Here is a 15,994-nt window from a genome sequence, read left to right as displayed (position 1 = left end):
GAAAACCAAAAGAAATCAGACATGCAACCGCCTCCTCGCTGAGGCGAGTGAATCACGTCGCAGTGCGCAAGGAAACCCACTTATTGGGTCCGGACCCTAAAACTGAAGCCGCACCTAAGGACAAAAAACACGGTGAGCACGGTGGAAATCGCAGCAGGGCGGCGAAAGACGCTGGGAAAAGCAAAAAAAGCAGTCAAGCGGCAGGCAAGGATCCCCATCGTGGCGAGAGACAGCAGACGAGCCCCAAAGGGACAGCCTTGGTTTCCGTAATCCAACGCTGGGGCACCTCCGGTCGATGCAGCCCAGCGAGGATCTTACGATGTTTGATTTTGACTACGCTCGGCAAATGATGGTCGAACGGCAATTGGCCAAGCGCGGCATCGATGACGCACGCGTACTCCAGGCAATGCAGGCGGTGCCGCGCGAAGACTTCATCGACGAGGGCTTCGAGGAATTCGCTTATGAGGATGCGCCGCTGCCGATCGGTGAAGGCCAGACGATTTCGCAACCCTATATAGTCGCCCGCATGGCCGAAGCTGCCAGACTGAATCCCGCGGACAATGTGTTGGAAGTTGGCGCCGGTTCCGGTTACGCAGCGGCCGTCCTCAGCCACATCGTGCGCCAAGTGTCGGCACTCGAACGGCATGCCTCGCTCGCAAAAAAAGCGGCCGATCGGATCTCTCGATTGGGCCGAGGAAACGTGCAAGTTCGCACCGGCGATGGCACGAGGGGATGGCCGGAAAAAGCCCCGTTCGATGCGATCCTTGTGTCCGCCGGTGGTCCGGCGGCACCGGTCGCACTCAAGGAACAACTGGAAATCGGGGGACGGCTGATTATTCCAATTGGGCGCCGAGAGCGATCGCAGCGATTGCTACGCATTACCCGACTTGCGAACAATCGATATAAGGAAGAAGACCTCGGTGGCGTCATGTTCGTGCCGCTGATCGGCGAACAAGGATGGAGTGAGCATCAGGGACAGGCGAGCGTACATCTGCGCAAGCATCTGCCCGATCTGATTGCCACTGCGGGAGAGGATCTCCCCAATGTCGATGAACCGGGATTTGCTGATGTCTTTGAACGGTTCGCTGACCGGCGCGTGGTGCTCCTTGGCGAAGCAAGCCATGGCACCTCGGAATTCTATGCAGCGCGTTCGGCTATTACGAAAAGGCTTATCGAACAGCACGGCTTTACAATGATCGCAGTGGAAGCAGACTGGCCTGACGCTGCGGCGATCAACCGTTTCGTTCGCGGGCAGGAACAGGGGGATGCAGCGCCACCCTTCCTCCGCTTCCCGCGGTGGATGTGGCGGAACGCGGAGGTCGACAGCTTCGTCACCTGGCTGCGATCCCACAATGCCCACAAGCCTGCTGGCGAGCAGACCGGTTTCTACGGACTGGACCTCTACAATATGGCCGGTTCGATCGCGGCGGTGCTTTCCTATCTCGATGAAGTCGACCCGGGGGCTGCTGCCGTCGCGCGTGAGCGATACGGTTGCCTGTCGCCATGGCAGAATGCGCCCGATAGCTATGGCAGAGCCGTGCTGACCACTGGCTACCGCGATTGCGAGGACGAGGTGGTACGACAGTGCCGGGAGCTTCTGGGGTCGGAATTGAACGGATCGGGATCAGACGACCAGGCCCTGTTCGACGCCACGCAAAACGCCCGCCTCGTCGCATCTGCGGAGAAGTACTATCGCATCATGTACTATGGTGGTGCGCGCGCCTGGAACCTACGCGACCGGCACATGTTCGAAACGCTCGACAACTTGCTGGGCCAGGGCGGCGGCACTGACCGCAAAGTGGTCGTCTGGGCCCATAATTCCCACATCGGTGACGCCCGGCACACTGACATGGGCAAGACCAGAGGCGAGCTCAATCTTGGTCAATTGTGTCGAGAGAAATACGGTCCTGAAGCAGCGCTGATCGGTTTCGGTACCCACCACGGCACGGTTGCCGCCGCGACGGACTGGGATGGTGACATGGAGATAAAAACGGTTCGGCCGTCACACGAGGATAGCTTCGAATATTGCTTCCATCTGTCGGGCAGAGATCGGGCTCTTATCGACTTTACCAGACATCCAGAGGCCGCAAAGGCCTTGTCCGTCGAGCGGTTGGAGCGCTTTATTGGCGTAATCTATCGGCCAGAGAGCGAATTGCTAAGCCACTACACCTATGCGGTGCTTTCAAAACAGTTTGACGCTTATGTCTGGTTCGATGAGACCAGTGCCGTAAGGCCTCTGGCGGAAGAAGGAGCGACAGGACGGGTGCCCGACACCTTCCCCTTTGGACTTTGAAGCGCCCGCCGCATCGCCATTCCATGGGGTCTCGGTCGGGCTCCTCGCCTCTTGAATTTGAGTGCAGGTCGTTCGGGGAACTCTGCCTCTCTTTGAGATCCGTCAACCCGTCAGGTAGGGCTATTGTTACGAAGGAAGGGGCTATGGACCCGATCTCAATTCATGTTCCGTCAGCGAGCCGCAACGCCACGCGCACCAGCGACACGAAAGACCTGCTCGGCTTTGATGAGTTCTTCATTCGTAACATCAGCCGATACCTCGATCTCGCCATGAAGTGGGGCATCCGTCCGATTTTCGGCCGTGGGCACGATCGCCGCCTGATGCAACCGGGAATTGGGTGAGTGGGGTCGACGGAGTGCGCAATGTCAGGAAATTTTGGAGGGGTCCGTCGGTCAGGTAGGGCTCCATGCCTTCATGTGCCAGAATGACGCCGACCCGGCCCCAGAACGCCTCTCCCGCTGCACACTGGGTCACCGATCGCGCAACTCGCCACAGTTTGTTTAGGTAATTGCGCTTGTCGCAGGAGCTGGAAAGGCAGCCGGCAGATAGCGGTTTTTCAGGACAGATCTCGCCCCTCCCATAGTGAACATAGGCCCCGTTGGGGCAACTCAGGAAGAAATCATGTGCAGTAACGATCACCTTGGCGTCACTACGCGCCAGCGCATGAAAAATCGAGGGGGACAGGATCTGCGACAAACCGTGAAGATGAACGACCATGTCGCCTCCGGACTTGAGCAATCGGCGCAAGGCGCGGTAGGCGCGGCCGTTGAAATTCCTATCGAACACGTTTGCGAAGCGGACGCCGTCGCGCAAGGGGCGCTCGCCCAGCGCCTCGACCTCGACGCTCGGAAATCGCGAGCGAATGCCTGCGCCGTCGTCGCCGACCAGAACGGAACATTCGAGCCCTGCCTTAACGCCTGCCTCTATGCACTGGAGCGCAACCTTGGTCGCACCGCCCCCAGCCACTGACACGTCGTTGACAACAAGTCGCATGAACATTGCCTCTCGGAGACTTTAACTTGCGACCCGGATCTGCCTCCATTTGGCCGCCTGTTGCCCCCGACCGCACGATATCAATTCGCGGTAGATAGTTCGTCGGAGTGTATGATCTCCGCCATCGATCAGGCGCGCTGTCTACCCGCAGATCTGCGAGTTGTGAGCACGTGTGAAGTCACGGAACAATGCACTGCCGCCGGCGTTTGGGTGCATAGGTGTTGGTATATTGTGAAGGCAACCCAACGCCGACTCCGGGCGGTCTGGCTGCGACACTCACCGCCTGGGGTCCCCCGTATTTTTCACAGTTGAATTCCATGAGCCGGCGCACCTTCTCCGGGGCAACTGCGACGAGGGCTACGTCCAAAACGGTTGGATCTCGCTGAGATTTAATTACGTCTGACGACTTCTCGCCTTTGACAGCGAGGAGGCCGATGAGCTTGCGGCGCACTGATCAGCCTGTTTCAACGCGGAATCCACGACCACGACGCGCTGAAGCAAATGGCTGGTTCTTCGTGAGGGTGGCAGCCTGACCGGCGGGACAACTGAAAAAGAGCGGCCTACTTTTCGTGGCTCTGGGGGAGAAGGCCGCCGTCAATATCAGCAATGGCTAAATATACGACTGGATGCGACGATTGGCGAGGTGAATCCGCGTCACAGAGTAAGTTGTCGTCTCGTGAGCGTATTTTAAGCCGCGTTGTTCCGCGAAAAATTGGAACAATTTTCCGGCGGGCGCGTTTTATGCGCACCCCATGGATAATGGCAGTCCCCCCGCAGCCATTGTCCCATACTCCCGGCCCCCTCAACAGGGGGCCATTCTTTTATCCACGACCAGCTATCTGCGCGACGGGCTCGGCTAGTCTATCGGACGGCTATACCTGATAGGTGCGTTAGTCGACAGTCGTTCGTTAAATTAGCGAAGCCTTGTAGAACGCAAAGTGCGCCCTATCCTCTTCGGCAGGAGGATACGCCATGTCGAAAATTCCCGCGCCGACGCTTCCGGAAGGCCACCGAGATCGCGTCCTCCTTTGTCAGGACGCGTTGGAGGCAGAGTTCCTGTCGCTCTCCGATCGAGCGCAACGGGCCGGTTGGTCACGCGAGGAAGTCGCAATGGCGTTGATGGACCTTGCAGACTGCTATTTCCTCGTGAATGCCGATTTTGAAACGTTGGAGCTTGGTGGCGGCCTTGTACGTCTCGCAAGAAGGCTGCACTAGGGAGTCGATTAACGGCGTCACGGCCGCTGTATTGTACCCTGATGGAAGAGTATCTGCCATTTCTTCCCGTCATGCTTCCAGATTGAACTTCGCAAGGCGGATCGTTCGGACCCGTCGCGATAAGTGAGATGGCTCTCGTACGTCAAAAGCACCGCATTTTGCGAAATAGGCGCGAGAGCATAGTTGGACGTTCGGAGAATGCCGTCGGTGTGATCCTCCTCCTGGGTCAAAAGATTTATGACCTCTGCTCGACGATATACGCGTCCCGACGCACCGAACTCGACGAACTCTTCTGCAAGCAATGCTTCGATCGCTAGCTTCGAATGCCTGACCGATGGTCGATGCAGTGCTTCTTCGAGAAACTGGATTTCGGCGGGGTCGGGATCGGGGCTCGACAAGGGTGGTCACTCCAGTGGGCAAGTTATCGTTGGACTGGTCAGCCGCGTAGCCCGAGCAAACGCGGATGTTGTGCCAGCGCCTGGGCGATGCGCCCGCGAGAATATCAAACCAGCCAGAATCTGAGAAGTTCCGCCATGGGACTTCAGTCTGACTCACCGTCGGCAAAGGTCTGAAGTCGATTGTTGGGAAGTCGCGTCGCGCTAAATTTATCAATTAGCCCATGTCGCTGAAGACCCTCACAAGAAAAGCCATGGGTGGTAACGGCCCAGAGCCGTTCGAACGTCCCTACGAGCGGCTCTGGTGCCACCGGTTAGAAGAGACCATGGGAGATATCAGGATGTACGAAAGGCACAAATATGGGCAGCCCGAAAAAACCGCATCAACCGGGCTGCCGATCGGTGTGATGCTTCTCTCGGTAGCAGCGATAGCCGTTTACCTGATTGCTGGAGGCGAAATTCTCAACGACAAAAGTGGGGACGTCGCCGTGTACCTTCCCAAGGTAGAGGCGAAATAGCTTTACTCAGGCCAAGGGAGGCGCGAAATGAGCTTGTTAAAGCTAGGGCGGGCTCGCTTGGGGATGGCGCTACCGCGCCATCGTGGGTGGTTGCTCACAACCAAGGACCCGCGATTAGACGACCTCTTTGAGTGCTACGCACTGGCCTCAACGGCACTGGCTAATCTTCAACGTGAACTTCCCCGTCGGGAGGCGCTGATCGAGGAATACGAGGAAGTCTGCGGCAACCTGCAGGCGGATGTAGTCGAACTGCTTCCCCTGCTAGAAGCGCGATGGCTTCAGCGAAACCAGTAGCCCGACGTCCGGTTTGGAGCTTCCTCGCGTTGAACTGGCATGAACAGGAAGGACCACCAACGTCGATGATCAAAGATCCTCAAGGCTGCCCCCTCCCCGGAGGGGAAGGGACGCCGTCTATCAGGGCTAGTCGATAACCCGAACGATCTTGCGGGTGCCCGGGTCCACCAGCACCGTGCGGTCGTCAACGACCACATATCGGTAGGTGATGTCCGGTGCATCAATGGTGTGTAGTTCCACCGTTTCGGGAACCGTCGAACCGACATTGAGCTCCACTCCGGGAAGTTTGATGGAAGCGAGGGGCTTCTTCTTCACGTATTCGCGGACGACTGTTTCCTGCTCTGGGGTGACAATGACTGTCTGAGCCAAGGCGATGCTCGAAGCGCCGAGCAGAAGCAGTCCTGTGACGGCCGAGCTGACAAGTTTCTTCATTTTCTTCTCCAGGCTGGTTGTTGTATTCCCACTCTCAATGCGGGAACTTCTTACCAACGCCGCTGGGCTATTGCCGTTCCGATGGCCAGACTTCAGTCGCATGGGGTTTCGACCTTAGTCTGGCGCGCCTTTAAGACAATAGTCCGGGAAGTGCGTGTAATCTGCGCCTTCGATACTTTTAAAAGTGGGCACCGCATTGGTTGGAAAGCGAGAGGCTGAAGCACTTGCCGCCTGTCTGATCGGGCTCGACCAAAGCGGCATCCAAGATGCGGACTTCCTAGGCCCGTCATTTAGCCACTAGAGCTCGTCGGGACAGCTTCCCACAGAGAAGCGGTCCCCCCCCCGTGTGGAGGCAGGCCGCCCTCGTCAATCGCATCCTCGAGCATCGTCCGGCGCGCCCGCTGTTCCATGGCCGCGCAGGTCCGTGACCGACAAAACTGATTGCAGTCGCTTTGGCGAACAAATTGGCGCGTATCGCCTGGGCTCGTCATGGCCCCGGCGGCGTCTACCGAGCTCCGACCCTTGGTCCTGCCCAATGCAGCAGCCAGAAGTCGTGAGACGTCGGGGATGTGGTGAGGTCTAACGGAGGATTATGGGCAATCGGTTAGAAGGGGATTGGATTAACCAGCAGTGGGGTGAGTGCTCAGAAGCACGTGTAGCCGATTGGGATCCAATCCCCGAACTCCATAATGGCCCGCGTCGTCAATCTCGCCACATGAGGCCGGACCATGTCAGCGCCTGACCACTTGTCTATACCGAAGTAAGTTTTCGATGCATCTTTCGGGGCGTTCACACACATCCCATTTGATTTCAAACGCCCAGTCTCCGGCGGCTGGCACCCACTTGGCTAGCAGCGCAAGGCAGGGCTTGACGCGGTCCGGCATGGGATCGAAAGACAGGCACGGAGGGTCGCGCGGCCTCTTCGGCCGCCCGCGCAGCACAGCATCATCATCGAGGAGCAATTGCTTCGGGCGCTTGGCTTTCGCAGGTACTTTAGGCGTGACTTATTAAACGCACATTGCGCAATGAGTCACGGGAACCTTTTTCACAAAACGCGATTTTTGCTGATCAAGCAGCCCGGTCACGTGCTGCGAAACACCCAACGTCGAGAATAAAGCCATGCAACAAGAAGACACCAGACAACAGTACAGCAAAGTGGTTCGCGGCTGGAACACGCGGTATGACCTGGAAGAATTCATCAGCGCGCACCGGCTCACCCCCCTTGTCGCACGCGAACTGTTCGAGAAATTCGGACCGTACAAAATCGACCTCGATCGCAAGGTCGCCGAGCTAAGAGCAGCAGGAAAATCTAATCTTGGGCATTAAGACTAATTGGGAACAAACCGACCTCTCGGCAGTTCCTCTCCGCCCCTCTAAGACAGCCAGGCGGTCGCTACCTTCCTCTCCGGCGGCCGCCTGGAACAAACTACGGCTTACAGACAACGGCCGCCCACGGCGTGCGGATCTCCCCCGAAATTCCAGAGTTGAAACCCCCCGGCGACGGCGCATACTCAACGCGGGGCTAACGTCGGCCTGTTCCGCCCCGGGCCGGCTGGGATTAGGGCGATGAGCAAAGTGGTTGGATCTCGCAGCGAGATAATTACGCCTGACGACTTCAAGCAGATAGAATGTGTTTTCCGGGAAATCGTCCAGGAAAAGCACCTCGCCGTTGATAGCGAGGAAGCTGTTGAGCTCGCGGCGCGCCTGATCGGTCTTTTTCAAAGCGGCATCCACGATCATGATGCGCTGAAGTTGATGGCTAGTTGACTGTAGCTACCGGACCATTTGACAGAAAAAAGCGGGTTTCACCCGTTTCCGAGTAGTTGGTTGAGGCTGCGTGCAAACACCCGCCCGTCGGCAAGCTTATCCACCCGAAGCCGTCCTTCCAGCACCTGCATCGCATCTAGTTCCGAATTCCTCAATCCGCTGGAATCAACGCAAGGACGAGAAGACTGAAACTACACGATTCGTCGGTTCGAACAAAGATGACCTCCGATCAGGATGCTCTTCACCAGGTTCGCTAGCTACTTGTAGTTATATTCGGAACATCCCGTTGGTATGACCGTTGCCCGTACAATTCTACGGAGTGACAAGCCATGAAAATCGAAACACGGGCGACCACTGTGGCCGAAATGGTGCCGGGTTCGAGCATGGGCTCATTCGTTGCGTTCGTCGCAAAAACTGGCCGATGAGCTCGTGGACACGCTCGAACTCGCGATTAACGACCTCGACCAGGTCGCACCAAAAGCCGATACGCGCCGATGGCTCTACAGCCTGATGGTGGACATCCATAGCGGCCTCCGCAAAAGCAGAGCTGCCGCCGCCCGAAAGCTTACGCGCGGATAAGGCAGCTCCCTCGCCCCTCAAAAAAGCGGCCCCCGCTGTGGAGGCCGCAAGCTATGCGTACCCAGTACCTAACTTTACAACGATTTCAGGTGTAGCGGAATACCCGCATCTATCAGCAAAGCTTCACCGAAAGCTTATGAAGGGTTGAAATCCTGCGGACGGCAAAACTTCGTTGTGAGAAGCCAGTCGCCTGGTGCGTATTACTCCAGCAGTCCGCAGCACTGTCCCACTCTCACGGCACCTTCCGCAGGAACCTATTTTAGTTCAAGCTGCTTACTGCACTTTCTCAACTCTCATATGTGAGAATTCCCATGCGCCAGCGGCTGCGCATATTACACACACAGGTGCTAGCGACAGGGATACATATGGGTCGGACGACGGCAGATGCGGCAAAAGCGCTTTCCAGGCAGATGGGCCAGCGCATCAGAGCCATACGAAAGATGCGAGGGTATTCCCAAGGGAAACTCGGAAGCTTGATCGGCCTGTCGTTTCAGCAGGTTCAGAAATACGAAAATGGGACAAATCGCGTCTCCATTCCAGTGCTGATGCAAATTTGCGAGGTGTTGGACGCGCACCCAATGGATATCATCGGTGAAGGTGCGCAGGATGGAGGGGACAAGAGAGTAAACGCTCTGCTGCAACGCCTTGAAGCCGCAGAAAGCAAACTGAAGATTCTAGAAAGCAAATTGGCCCGGATGCAGAAAATATTCGCCGAACCGGATTGATGCGGAGGACGCATCACCCAGCCCTATGATCAGAGAGACATCTCAGGTGGGGTCGCAAGAACTATTATACGGCAACTCGCGTAAGGCGATCCCAAAGAAAATGCGGCCTCCGAGCGGAGGAACATCGGAAACCGCAATGGAGATTGCCTTCAATACCTCAAGGATACACCCGCATTCGCTCTGATGCGAGACAATTTGCCTGCGCCCCCGTTGTTGTCAAACCTTCCCAATGATCACCAACACGATGCGTCGGATGGCTGCGGCACTTACGCCAAGCGCATCGCTGCAATGCCGGTGACCCCGATTGCACCGATGCCCATCAGCTTCCAACGCTTTACGTCATCTGTGACCGGTTTCATCTCCGCGGCGTCCGCGCCGATCGACGTCATCGACGCCTCGACATCACCGACCCGGTCGACCAATTGATCCGTACGGGTGTGTGAACGCCGGCCCGGCTCGCTGCAGCCTTGTCTTCGGATCTTACTGCCCCCTCTTCTAATCGTCTGATCGAATCTTGCAGGCCGCGTATGCCTGCCACCAGCTCGCCGAGCTGCCTGTGTACTACCGCATCAATATCCGCAGGTGCCATCTAGCGCCCTTCCCCGTGCCTCACACATTCTGCATTGGTCCAGACGCCGCCTGCGCAGAGGCCGACGACTGTCCGGTTATCTTCCGCTGATCCGCCGGCGTCGCCCTCGCGCGCCGACCAGGTCAGTTCCGACGACCCGACGCAGACCGTCGGCACTCGCTGGCGCCGAAATTCGAAAGCCTGTCCGGGCAAGTGTCATAGTCAGAGCGGCATCGCCCGCGGAATGTGCCGCCGCATTGCCTGCCTCTCGAATGCGTTGTTGACTGATCGTGCGCCATCCTCCTGGAGACGAACTCTCCCTTAGCCCAAAGACCTGCCTCAGCCGCCGCCGGTTGACGAGACCCTTCACCCGCTTGCCGCCGGCTTCACCCACTTCATCAGCTCGGCCGGCACGGCGTCGTGGTCGCCTTTGTTCAGTTTCTTCAGCAGCGTCGACTTGCCGAGCCAGCCTGTGTTGAAATCAAAGGACACGAGCACGGCGTGCTGATTGTCGGTCAACGGTACCTTGACGAGGCGCGCAACTCGCTCCTCAAACATGGGCGTGGTCGGCGCGCAGGATCTCTTCGGCGCGTGCCTCGGTGATCACCATCGTGAGCCTCACCTCTGCCGCGCTGGTGTGGCCATATCCGATGGTCCAAATTCCGCCTACGTCGCGATAGGCCTTCGTCTTCAGGCCTTCCCACTGCTTGACGAGCGCAAGGCCCGCCGCCTTGATGCGTCGGTTCATGGTGTTAACCTCTTTTGTTTTCAGGGAAACATGCGATAGTTGATAGGCGGGAAGGCACGGTCAGGAGAGACCGTTATGAACCTTGAAAGGATCGGTAGATCCCGTCTGAAATTGAAGCTTCCAGCGTTGCGAGCGTTGATTGATGCCCAACAGAGCCGGGCCTTTAGTGCGTTATGTGAAGAATACGCCCTCGCCGCCATGGCTATAGATGAATTGACTGCTGCGGTCAGTCATGACCCCGTCGATCTCGACGGTTTGGAAGCCGTCTGCACTGAAATCGAAAGCGAGGTCGATCGACTGCTGCGAACATTTAACGCGAGCAAGATCTGGCGGTAGTTTATAGCAATGTCCTTGATGGGAATCGCCAGATCAGGGCTGGCCATGTGTAGGAAGAGCACGGCTCCGTTTCGCTCTCCCAGCCTATCGTGAAAAGCTACAGTCGATCCACACTGTGGCATTCCTCAATCTCTGCGAGTTCTATGCCGCGTCGGTTTTGATGGTCGACGATCTACGCAAGGAAGATCCTGTTCGAGCTGAGCTGTTGGCCGAATGCGAGACCATGTGCCGCGCAATGGGGGCCAACGCTGTTGCCATGATGAATGGCGGAAGAACGCGAGGTGGCGGCAGGCCGCCAGCCGTCTTGATGCTTGCGCATTATCACCTTGCCCTGTCGGCTTGATGGCGAGATCTCTCGCAATTGAAATTTCGGTTTAACCCTTCCTTGGTGGCGCCATCTTAGATTGCACCGAAAGGGAGAGGAAGATGCAGAACCTTAGCGAATTAGGACGTCGCCGTCTGTGGGCGAGACTGCCGAAGTTTCGACGCGCGCTCGAAATTGGGACCCGTTCGGCGGAGCTGAATGACCTTTTTGAGGCGTATGCACTCGCAGCCGAACGGTTGGCCGAACTGCGAGAGCCAGAGCAGCCAGACCAAAGTCTTCTATTCGAGTACGAGGTGGCAAGCAGAGGGATCGAAGAGGAGGTAACCCGGCGTCTGACTGAGATCCACGGCGATCCGGTCAACAACTCCCTGTCTGCCACATCCCATGAAAGTGGCCTTCTTCGAAGTCGCATACGGATTCGAGCTAGCTGGCAATCTTCATACTGAGAGATCCCGTTCGAAGCACGCGGCGCAGGTTGTGACGAGAGCGCTGAGACGTAAAAGGCCCCTTCTCCTACGAATAGGACAAGAGGCCCCGTCTGAGCGTTCGAATTCACAGACACTCGCATTGTATGCCCCGCTTCAGGCGGAGCGCAAGCCGAGCTTTTCAGCGCCTCCAATTTATCCGCCAACATTGTGCCAGCACGGACGGTAGGCTGCGCGATATGGTGGCTGCCGTCGCTGACGATGCTGGTCACAGTTTCGGTGGGTGTGCTACTGCGGGCTCTGCTCAGAACTCATCTGAAACGGGCTGTGAGACTCAACGGCTGAGCAATACCGAGAGGCGAATGCGGACACTGGCGACATAGTTCGCGTCGTGTCCATTCAGGAGCGTCGTTGAGCTCATTTTCTCCCTTGCTCACGCCTGTTCGTAGGTACCGGTCAGAGTTGCTTGGGACAGGACGTGTTTTTGAGCCATGATCCACATCGCCTCGATACCCGCCACGGCAGGCACTGCCAAACTTGGAACTTCGAGAGCCGCGAGGCAGAACCTGTAGCGGTGGGGGCCGTGACCCTTTGGGGGCTCGGGACCATCATAACGGGAATTGCCGAAATCATTTCGACAAAAACTCGGGCCACCGCCAGGTGCTGTGTCGGAACTTTGCGGTAGTTCACTCCAGTGGCGTGGTATGTTGAAAACACCGCAGTGCCGGAACACGCCTCGTGGTGCGTCCGGATCTTCGACGATCAACGCGAAGCTTTTGACATCCTCGGGAGCGCCGGTCCACTTGAGCGCCGGCATAAGGTTTCCACCCAAACGGGTATATGTTTCAGGTATCAACTCGCCGTCCGCAAAAGCGGGGCTTATCAGTGTCATGGTCATCTGAAATCTCCGGTGGCTTGAGGCTCCATTAGGGCGGCTTCCCCCAAACCTCAGACTTCCTCCATGGTTCCAACTCCGCCGGCTGCGATTCTGGGAACATCTGACGCGGCAGCTAGTTCGAGCGGCGATGGTCCGGTAACCTGTAAACAAGAAATTTTTACCTAATGTGATTGGCGCCGCCATCAGTTTAGCCGGTAGCCACATGACCGCCCGAACCGATGGAACAATCGGAATGCCGGCAATGGGCGTCTTCCGGGCTTCGGCATAATCAGACTATTCAGTCCGAACCTGGTGAAGGTCTCCGTGAGGGGCCGGTGGCGTTCCGCACCAATTTCCGTTCGACAGATGAGGTACCGGCGCCGTTGCGCGAACTTCCGGCCCGATCATCGGTGAACGTTCTTATTCCTCGGTGGCAGGGATTTTCTCCAATCCATCCAGAATCACTGCCAGGCCATGATCGAACGCTGCGTCAGGGCCAGCCTCGTCGAGGATGTCCATCGCTGACCGAAGCAGCGGATACATCGCCATCTAACTGATGACGCCGTCACGCTCGCCATCGTCCTTCTCCCTGGCCTGTTGCTCCAAAACCGCCCCAACGGTGAAGTAACTGATCGTCATCAAGGCATGGGTCGCATCGCTGGCCGAGAAGCCGGCGTCGCACAGGAGACGAAGCTGCGCCTCGGCCGCTCCCAATTGCGGCGCGCTTGGCCGGGTGCCGGCATGAATGCGCACGCCGTCGCGATAAGCTAGTAGTGCCAACCGGAAGCTACGTGCGTTGCCAACCAAGAACGAACGCCAGTCGTTTTTCTCCTTCGGCGCCGAGTGTGTGTGATCTTCTACCAACATGGCCTCGGACAGCGCGTCGAGCAATGCGCGCTTGTTCTTGAAGTGCCAGTAGAGCGCGGGCTGCTGAACGCCCAGACGCTCCGCCAGCTTCCGTGTCGTAAGATTGTCGACGCCGACCTCGTTCAGGAGATCAAGGGCAGTACGGATTATCGCGTCCTTCCGCAATTTTGTTGGTGGCATTCACCGCACTTCTGCAGGGCGACAGCACCGATCCGACCCCTAGCGGGTCTGCCGGTTCGGGCATAGTTCGTGAAGCCGGTCCTGCAAGCAACAAAAGATAACCTTGCCACTACGCGCAGGTTAGCGCGCGGCTAGGAATGTCCTGGAAGCGGTCACTACAAAGGTGCGCTTGAAAATAAACTTAGTTGAGAAGGAACAAATACTTAGTTAACCGTGCTATCTACCCCTGTAAGACTAATCAGCCGGAAAGTTAACGGGGAGGAGAAAGGGGCCGTCACAGGGCCAATGGTACCGGGGCGATCAGCGGCTCGCAAACGCGTTGCACAGGGCTGTTTTATGGCTGCCCGAGAGGGTTCGCCTTCCCCGCCTCGCATTCCGGCAGTCGCACAGGTTTGGCGAGTTTCGCCAGTGCCTCGGGCTTGGCGCATACCGGGAAGCCAGCTAACGGCATCGTCTCTATGAACCGACTGCGCTCCACTGTGCTCAGGCCGGGTTCATTGATCATGCTCTCGACAGTCAGGTCCGGGTGCTGCTTGAGAGCTTCTATAACCGAAGCATTCGCCTCATCGGTTCGACCGAGTGCCGCGAGAGAGCTGCTACGGACCACCCAAGTCCACTTTTGGTAGTTGTTTGGCGTCATGCGCTCCAGCATTTTCACCGCGTCCTCATATCGGCCCGCCATAAAATAGGCAGGTGCGAAGAAGTTGGACGCCCACATCGGATAGTTCGGGTCCAGCCTCATTACCTGGTCGACCATTTGAGCGCCGCGTTCGGGTTCACCGAAGCGTGCTGCAAAGCCGGTATAGAAAGTCAGGATTTCGGACGAACCCGGAGCTAGACGAAGAGCCGTGTCCAGCTCAGACTTGGCGCGGCCCATGTCGCCCTTATTAGCAAGGCTCATACCAAACACCGCGTGTGCTTCAGCGTCGCTCGGATCAAGCCGAACCGCGTGTTCGGCCACATCGTCAGCGGACTTTCGGTTGCTCTCTGGGTTGACACCAAACAACTCCAATATTTCATGAGCATGGTAAAGTTCTACCCAGGCCCGTGCCAGCTCCGGGTCCAGCTCGACGGCGCGGTTGAGAAACGTGATGGCCTCTTCCTCATCGGCTTTGGTGAGCTTTTCTATTTTCTCGGACCCGAGAAGGTAGAAATCATAGGCATTGAGGTTTTCTGGCCGTTTACGTTTGGCTGCAGCCCGCCCAGCCGCTTGAATTAGTCCTACTCCGCCGCCGAGGCGGTTGGCGACCTGCTCTGCGATTTCGGTCTGAACGGCGAACACGTCCTCAGCGGGCCGGTCCCAATTCTCCGACCAAAGATGGTGGCCGGTTTTAGCATCGATCAACTGAGCGGTGATCCGTACCCGGCCCCCCTGCCGTTGGATCGAGCCTTCCAGTACAAAGCCGACATGGAGCGCGTTTGCGACGTGGCGGGCATCCACCGGCTTGCCTTTATAAACTTCCGTCGAATTCCGCGCCACCACCTCGAATTCGGGAAACCGCGCGAGGTCGGTGATGATGTCCTCAGTCAGGCCATCGGCCAGACGCCCGCTAGCCTCGTCGCCGCCATAATTGTCGAAGGGCAGTACTGCCACCGACGGCTTGGAGCTCAATGGTTCGGGCTGGTAGAACCACCAGACCCCGCCGCCCGCCAGAACCAGCGCCACGATCGCCGCCGCAACCGTCTTGGCCCAGCGCGGCATCATTCCGAGAAGCGGGCGACGCGCCCGTTTGCCGTCGAGTCTCAGCCGATACACTCGCACTGGGCGGCTTATGTTCTTGACCTGCTGCTCGCCGGCGAAATCGAGCGGCCAGTCGAGTTTGCCCTGGAGATGATCGTTGGCCGTGCCCGACACCATCACGCCGCCCGGCTCAGCCAACTGCTCCAGCCGCGCGGCGACATTCACCACATCGCCATACACATCGCCGTCCACCAACACCACATCGCCCAGATTGATCCCGACACGGAATACGGTGCGCTGATGCTCCGGTAGGTCGGCGTTGCGCGCCGCCACGGCATTCTGAAACTCCGCTGCGCAGGCAACCGCATCAACCACGCTGTCAAACGCGACGAGTGATCCGTCTCCCATCAGCTTGACAACGGTGCCGTGGCGCTGGGAGATGGCGGGATTGATCAGCTCGGCGCGGATGATCTTCAGTCGGCTGATGGTGCCGACCTCATCGGCCTCCATCGCCTTCGAGTAGCCTACCATATCCGCAGCCAGGATCGCCAACAGCTTCCTGTGGCCTAGCTCAGGGATACTCATCATCGTTGCCTTGCATGAACATGCAATAGTGTGGGCAGTCTACACCCATCGACGCGACGCAACTAGCACACCGCCAAAACGGCATGGCTGCTTGTGTGAAGGGTTTCGGATGCCGGCTATCCACGTGTTGGCCTGGCGCCGGGCCGGCGTCCGAAAGCCTCCAGAGAAAGAACCCGCGGGATGGAGAGGGC

The 15,994-nt window shown here is 57.8% G+C and carries 14 protein-coding genes and 3 pseudogenes; 7 read left to right on the top strand and 10 right to left on the bottom strand.

All coding sequences use genetic code 11. From position 1 onward, the window contains the following. Window positions 1–319 precede the first annotated feature (319 nt). The gene (locus ASD03_RS29245) at window positions 320–2,293 is read left to right on the top strand and encodes a protein-L-isoaspartate(D-aspartate) O-methyltransferase (protein ID WP_057217767.1); all 1,974 of its coding nucleotides are present in this window, start codon (window positions 320–322) and stop codon (window positions 2,291–2,293) included. 246 nt (window positions 2,294–2,539) lie between these two features. On the opposite strand, the gene ASD03_RS38265 is transcribed toward ASD03_RS29245, so the two are convergent. Continuing rightward, window positions 2,540–3,292, bottom strand: a complete 753-nt coding sequence (locus tag ASD03_RS38265) for a glycosyltransferase (protein WP_244494710.1) — start codon at window positions 3,290–3,292, stop codon at window positions 2,540–2,542. A gap of 966 nt (window positions 3,293–4,258) precedes the next feature. Between ASD03_RS38265 and ASD03_RS29230 the strand changes: the two genes are divergently transcribed. Further along, the gene (locus tag ASD03_RS29230) at window positions 4,259–4,501 is read left to right on the top strand and encodes a hypothetical protein (RefSeq protein WP_057217762.1); all 243 of its coding nucleotides are present in this window, start codon (window positions 4,259–4,261) and stop codon (window positions 4,499–4,501) included. Between the two features lie 17 nt (window positions 4,502–4,518). Here the strand turns inward: ASD03_RS29230 and ASD03_RS29225 are convergent, their stop codons facing one another. Further along, window positions 4,519–4,899, bottom strand: a complete 381-nt coding sequence (locus ASD03_RS29225; protein WP_057217760.1) for a DUF4440 domain-containing protein — start codon at window positions 4,897–4,899, stop codon at window positions 4,519–4,521. Between the two features lie 221 nt (window positions 4,900–5,120). Between ASD03_RS29225 and ASD03_RS29220 the strand changes: the two genes are divergently transcribed. Next, window positions 5,121–5,414: a hypothetical protein gene (locus ASD03_RS29220; RefSeq protein ID WP_057217757.1), complete on the top strand. Its 294-nt coding sequence runs from the start codon at window positions 5,121–5,123 to the stop codon at window positions 5,412–5,414. Between the two features lie 420 nt (window positions 5,415–5,834). Here ASD03_RS29220 and ASD03_RS29210 read toward each other — a convergent pair whose 3' ends face one another. Then, the gene (locus tag ASD03_RS29210; protein WP_057217753.1) at window positions 5,835–6,140 is read right to left on the bottom strand and encodes a DUF1236 domain-containing protein; all 306 of its coding nucleotides are present in this window, start codon (window positions 6,138–6,140) and stop codon (window positions 5,835–5,837) included. A 1,119-nt stretch (window positions 6,141–7,259) separates the two neighbouring features. Here ASD03_RS29210 and ASD03_RS29205 point away from each other — a divergent pair. The 3 genes from ASD03_RS29205 to ASD03_RS29190 all read left to right on the top strand — a co-directional run bounded on the left by ASD03_RS29205 (window position 7,260) and on the right by ASD03_RS29190 (window position 9,211). Beyond that, window positions 7,260–7,466, top strand: a complete 207-nt coding sequence (locus tag ASD03_RS29205) for a hypothetical protein (RefSeq protein WP_057217751.1) — start codon at window positions 7,260–7,262, stop codon at window positions 7,464–7,466. A gap of 240 nt (window positions 7,467–7,706) precedes the next feature. Next, on the top strand, window positions 7,707–7,907 hold the full coding sequence (locus tag ASD03_RS29200) for a hypothetical protein (RefSeq protein WP_057217748.1): 201 nt from the start codon (window positions 7,707–7,709) through the stop codon (window positions 7,905–7,907). A gap of 890 nt (window positions 7,908–8,797) precedes the next feature. Continuing rightward, window positions 8,798–9,211, top strand: coding sequence for a helix-turn-helix transcriptional regulator (locus tag ASD03_RS29190; RefSeq protein WP_057217743.1), 414 nt, complete (start codon window positions 8,798–8,800; stop codon window positions 9,209–9,211). A 266-nt stretch (window positions 9,212–9,477) separates the two neighbouring features. Here the strand turns inward: ASD03_RS29190 and ASD03_RS41195 are convergent, their stop codons facing one another. The 4 genes and pseudogenes from ASD03_RS41195 to ASD03_RS39425 all read right to left on the bottom strand — a co-directional run. Next, window positions 9,478–9,633, bottom strand: coding sequence for a DUF1515 family protein (locus ASD03_RS41195; protein ID WP_280137637.1), 156 nt, complete (start codon window positions 9,631–9,633; stop codon window positions 9,478–9,480). Then, complete coding sequence (locus ASD03_RS41190) at window positions 9,597–9,800, bottom strand: DUF1515 family protein (RefSeq protein WP_280137636.1); 204 nt, start codon at window positions 9,798–9,800, stop codon at window positions 9,597–9,599. Before ASD03_RS41190 ends, ASD03_RS41195 begins: the two co-directional genes overlap by 37 nt. Continuing rightward, window positions 9,801–9,999, bottom strand: a pseudogene (locus ASD03_RS38260) (hypothetical protein). Between the two features lie 85 nt (window positions 10,000–10,084). Then, window positions 10,085–10,527 (bottom strand): annotated as a pseudogene (locus ASD03_RS39425) (lysozyme); the annotation flags it as partial. 75 nt (window positions 10,528–10,602) lie between these two features. Between ASD03_RS39425 and ASD03_RS29175 the strand changes: the two are divergent. Next, a complete protein-coding gene (locus ASD03_RS29175) occupies window positions 10,603–10,863 on the top strand; it encodes a hypothetical protein (RefSeq protein ID WP_057217735.1) in 261 nt (86 codons plus the stop codon). 1,183 nt (window positions 10,864–12,046) lie between these two features. Here ASD03_RS29175 and ASD03_RS29160 read toward each other — a convergent pair. The 3 genes and pseudogenes from ASD03_RS29160 to ASD03_RS29150 form a co-directional block, all read right to left on the bottom strand. Next, window positions 12,047–12,511 carry a YbhB/YbcL family Raf kinase inhibitor-like protein gene (locus ASD03_RS29160; protein ID WP_057217728.1) on the bottom strand — a complete coding sequence of 155 codons (465 nt, stop codon included), beginning with the start codon at window positions 12,509–12,511 and terminating at the stop codon, window positions 12,047–12,049. Window positions 12,512–12,910: 399 nt separating this feature from the next. Next, window positions 12,911–13,537 (bottom strand): annotated as a pseudogene (gene tetR / locus ASD03_RS29155) (tetracycline resistance transcriptional repressor TetR). A gap of 334 nt (window positions 13,538–13,871) precedes the next feature. After that, window positions 13,872–15,803, bottom strand: a complete 1,932-nt coding sequence (locus tag ASD03_RS29150; protein ID WP_057217770.1) for an adenylate/guanylate cyclase domain-containing protein — start codon at window positions 15,801–15,803, stop codon at window positions 13,872–13,874. Window positions 15,804–15,994: the final 191 nt, after the last annotated feature.

The sequence above is a fragment of the Ensifer sp. Root127 genome (assembly GCF_001425225.1).
In the GTDB taxonomy this organism is placed as follows: Bacteria; Pseudomonadota; Alphaproteobacteria; order Rhizobiales; family Rhizobiaceae; genus Ensifer; species Ensifer canadensis.
The sequence above is the reverse complement of the archived record's forward strand: the minus strand, read 5'-3'. Positions and strand labels throughout refer to the sequence as shown.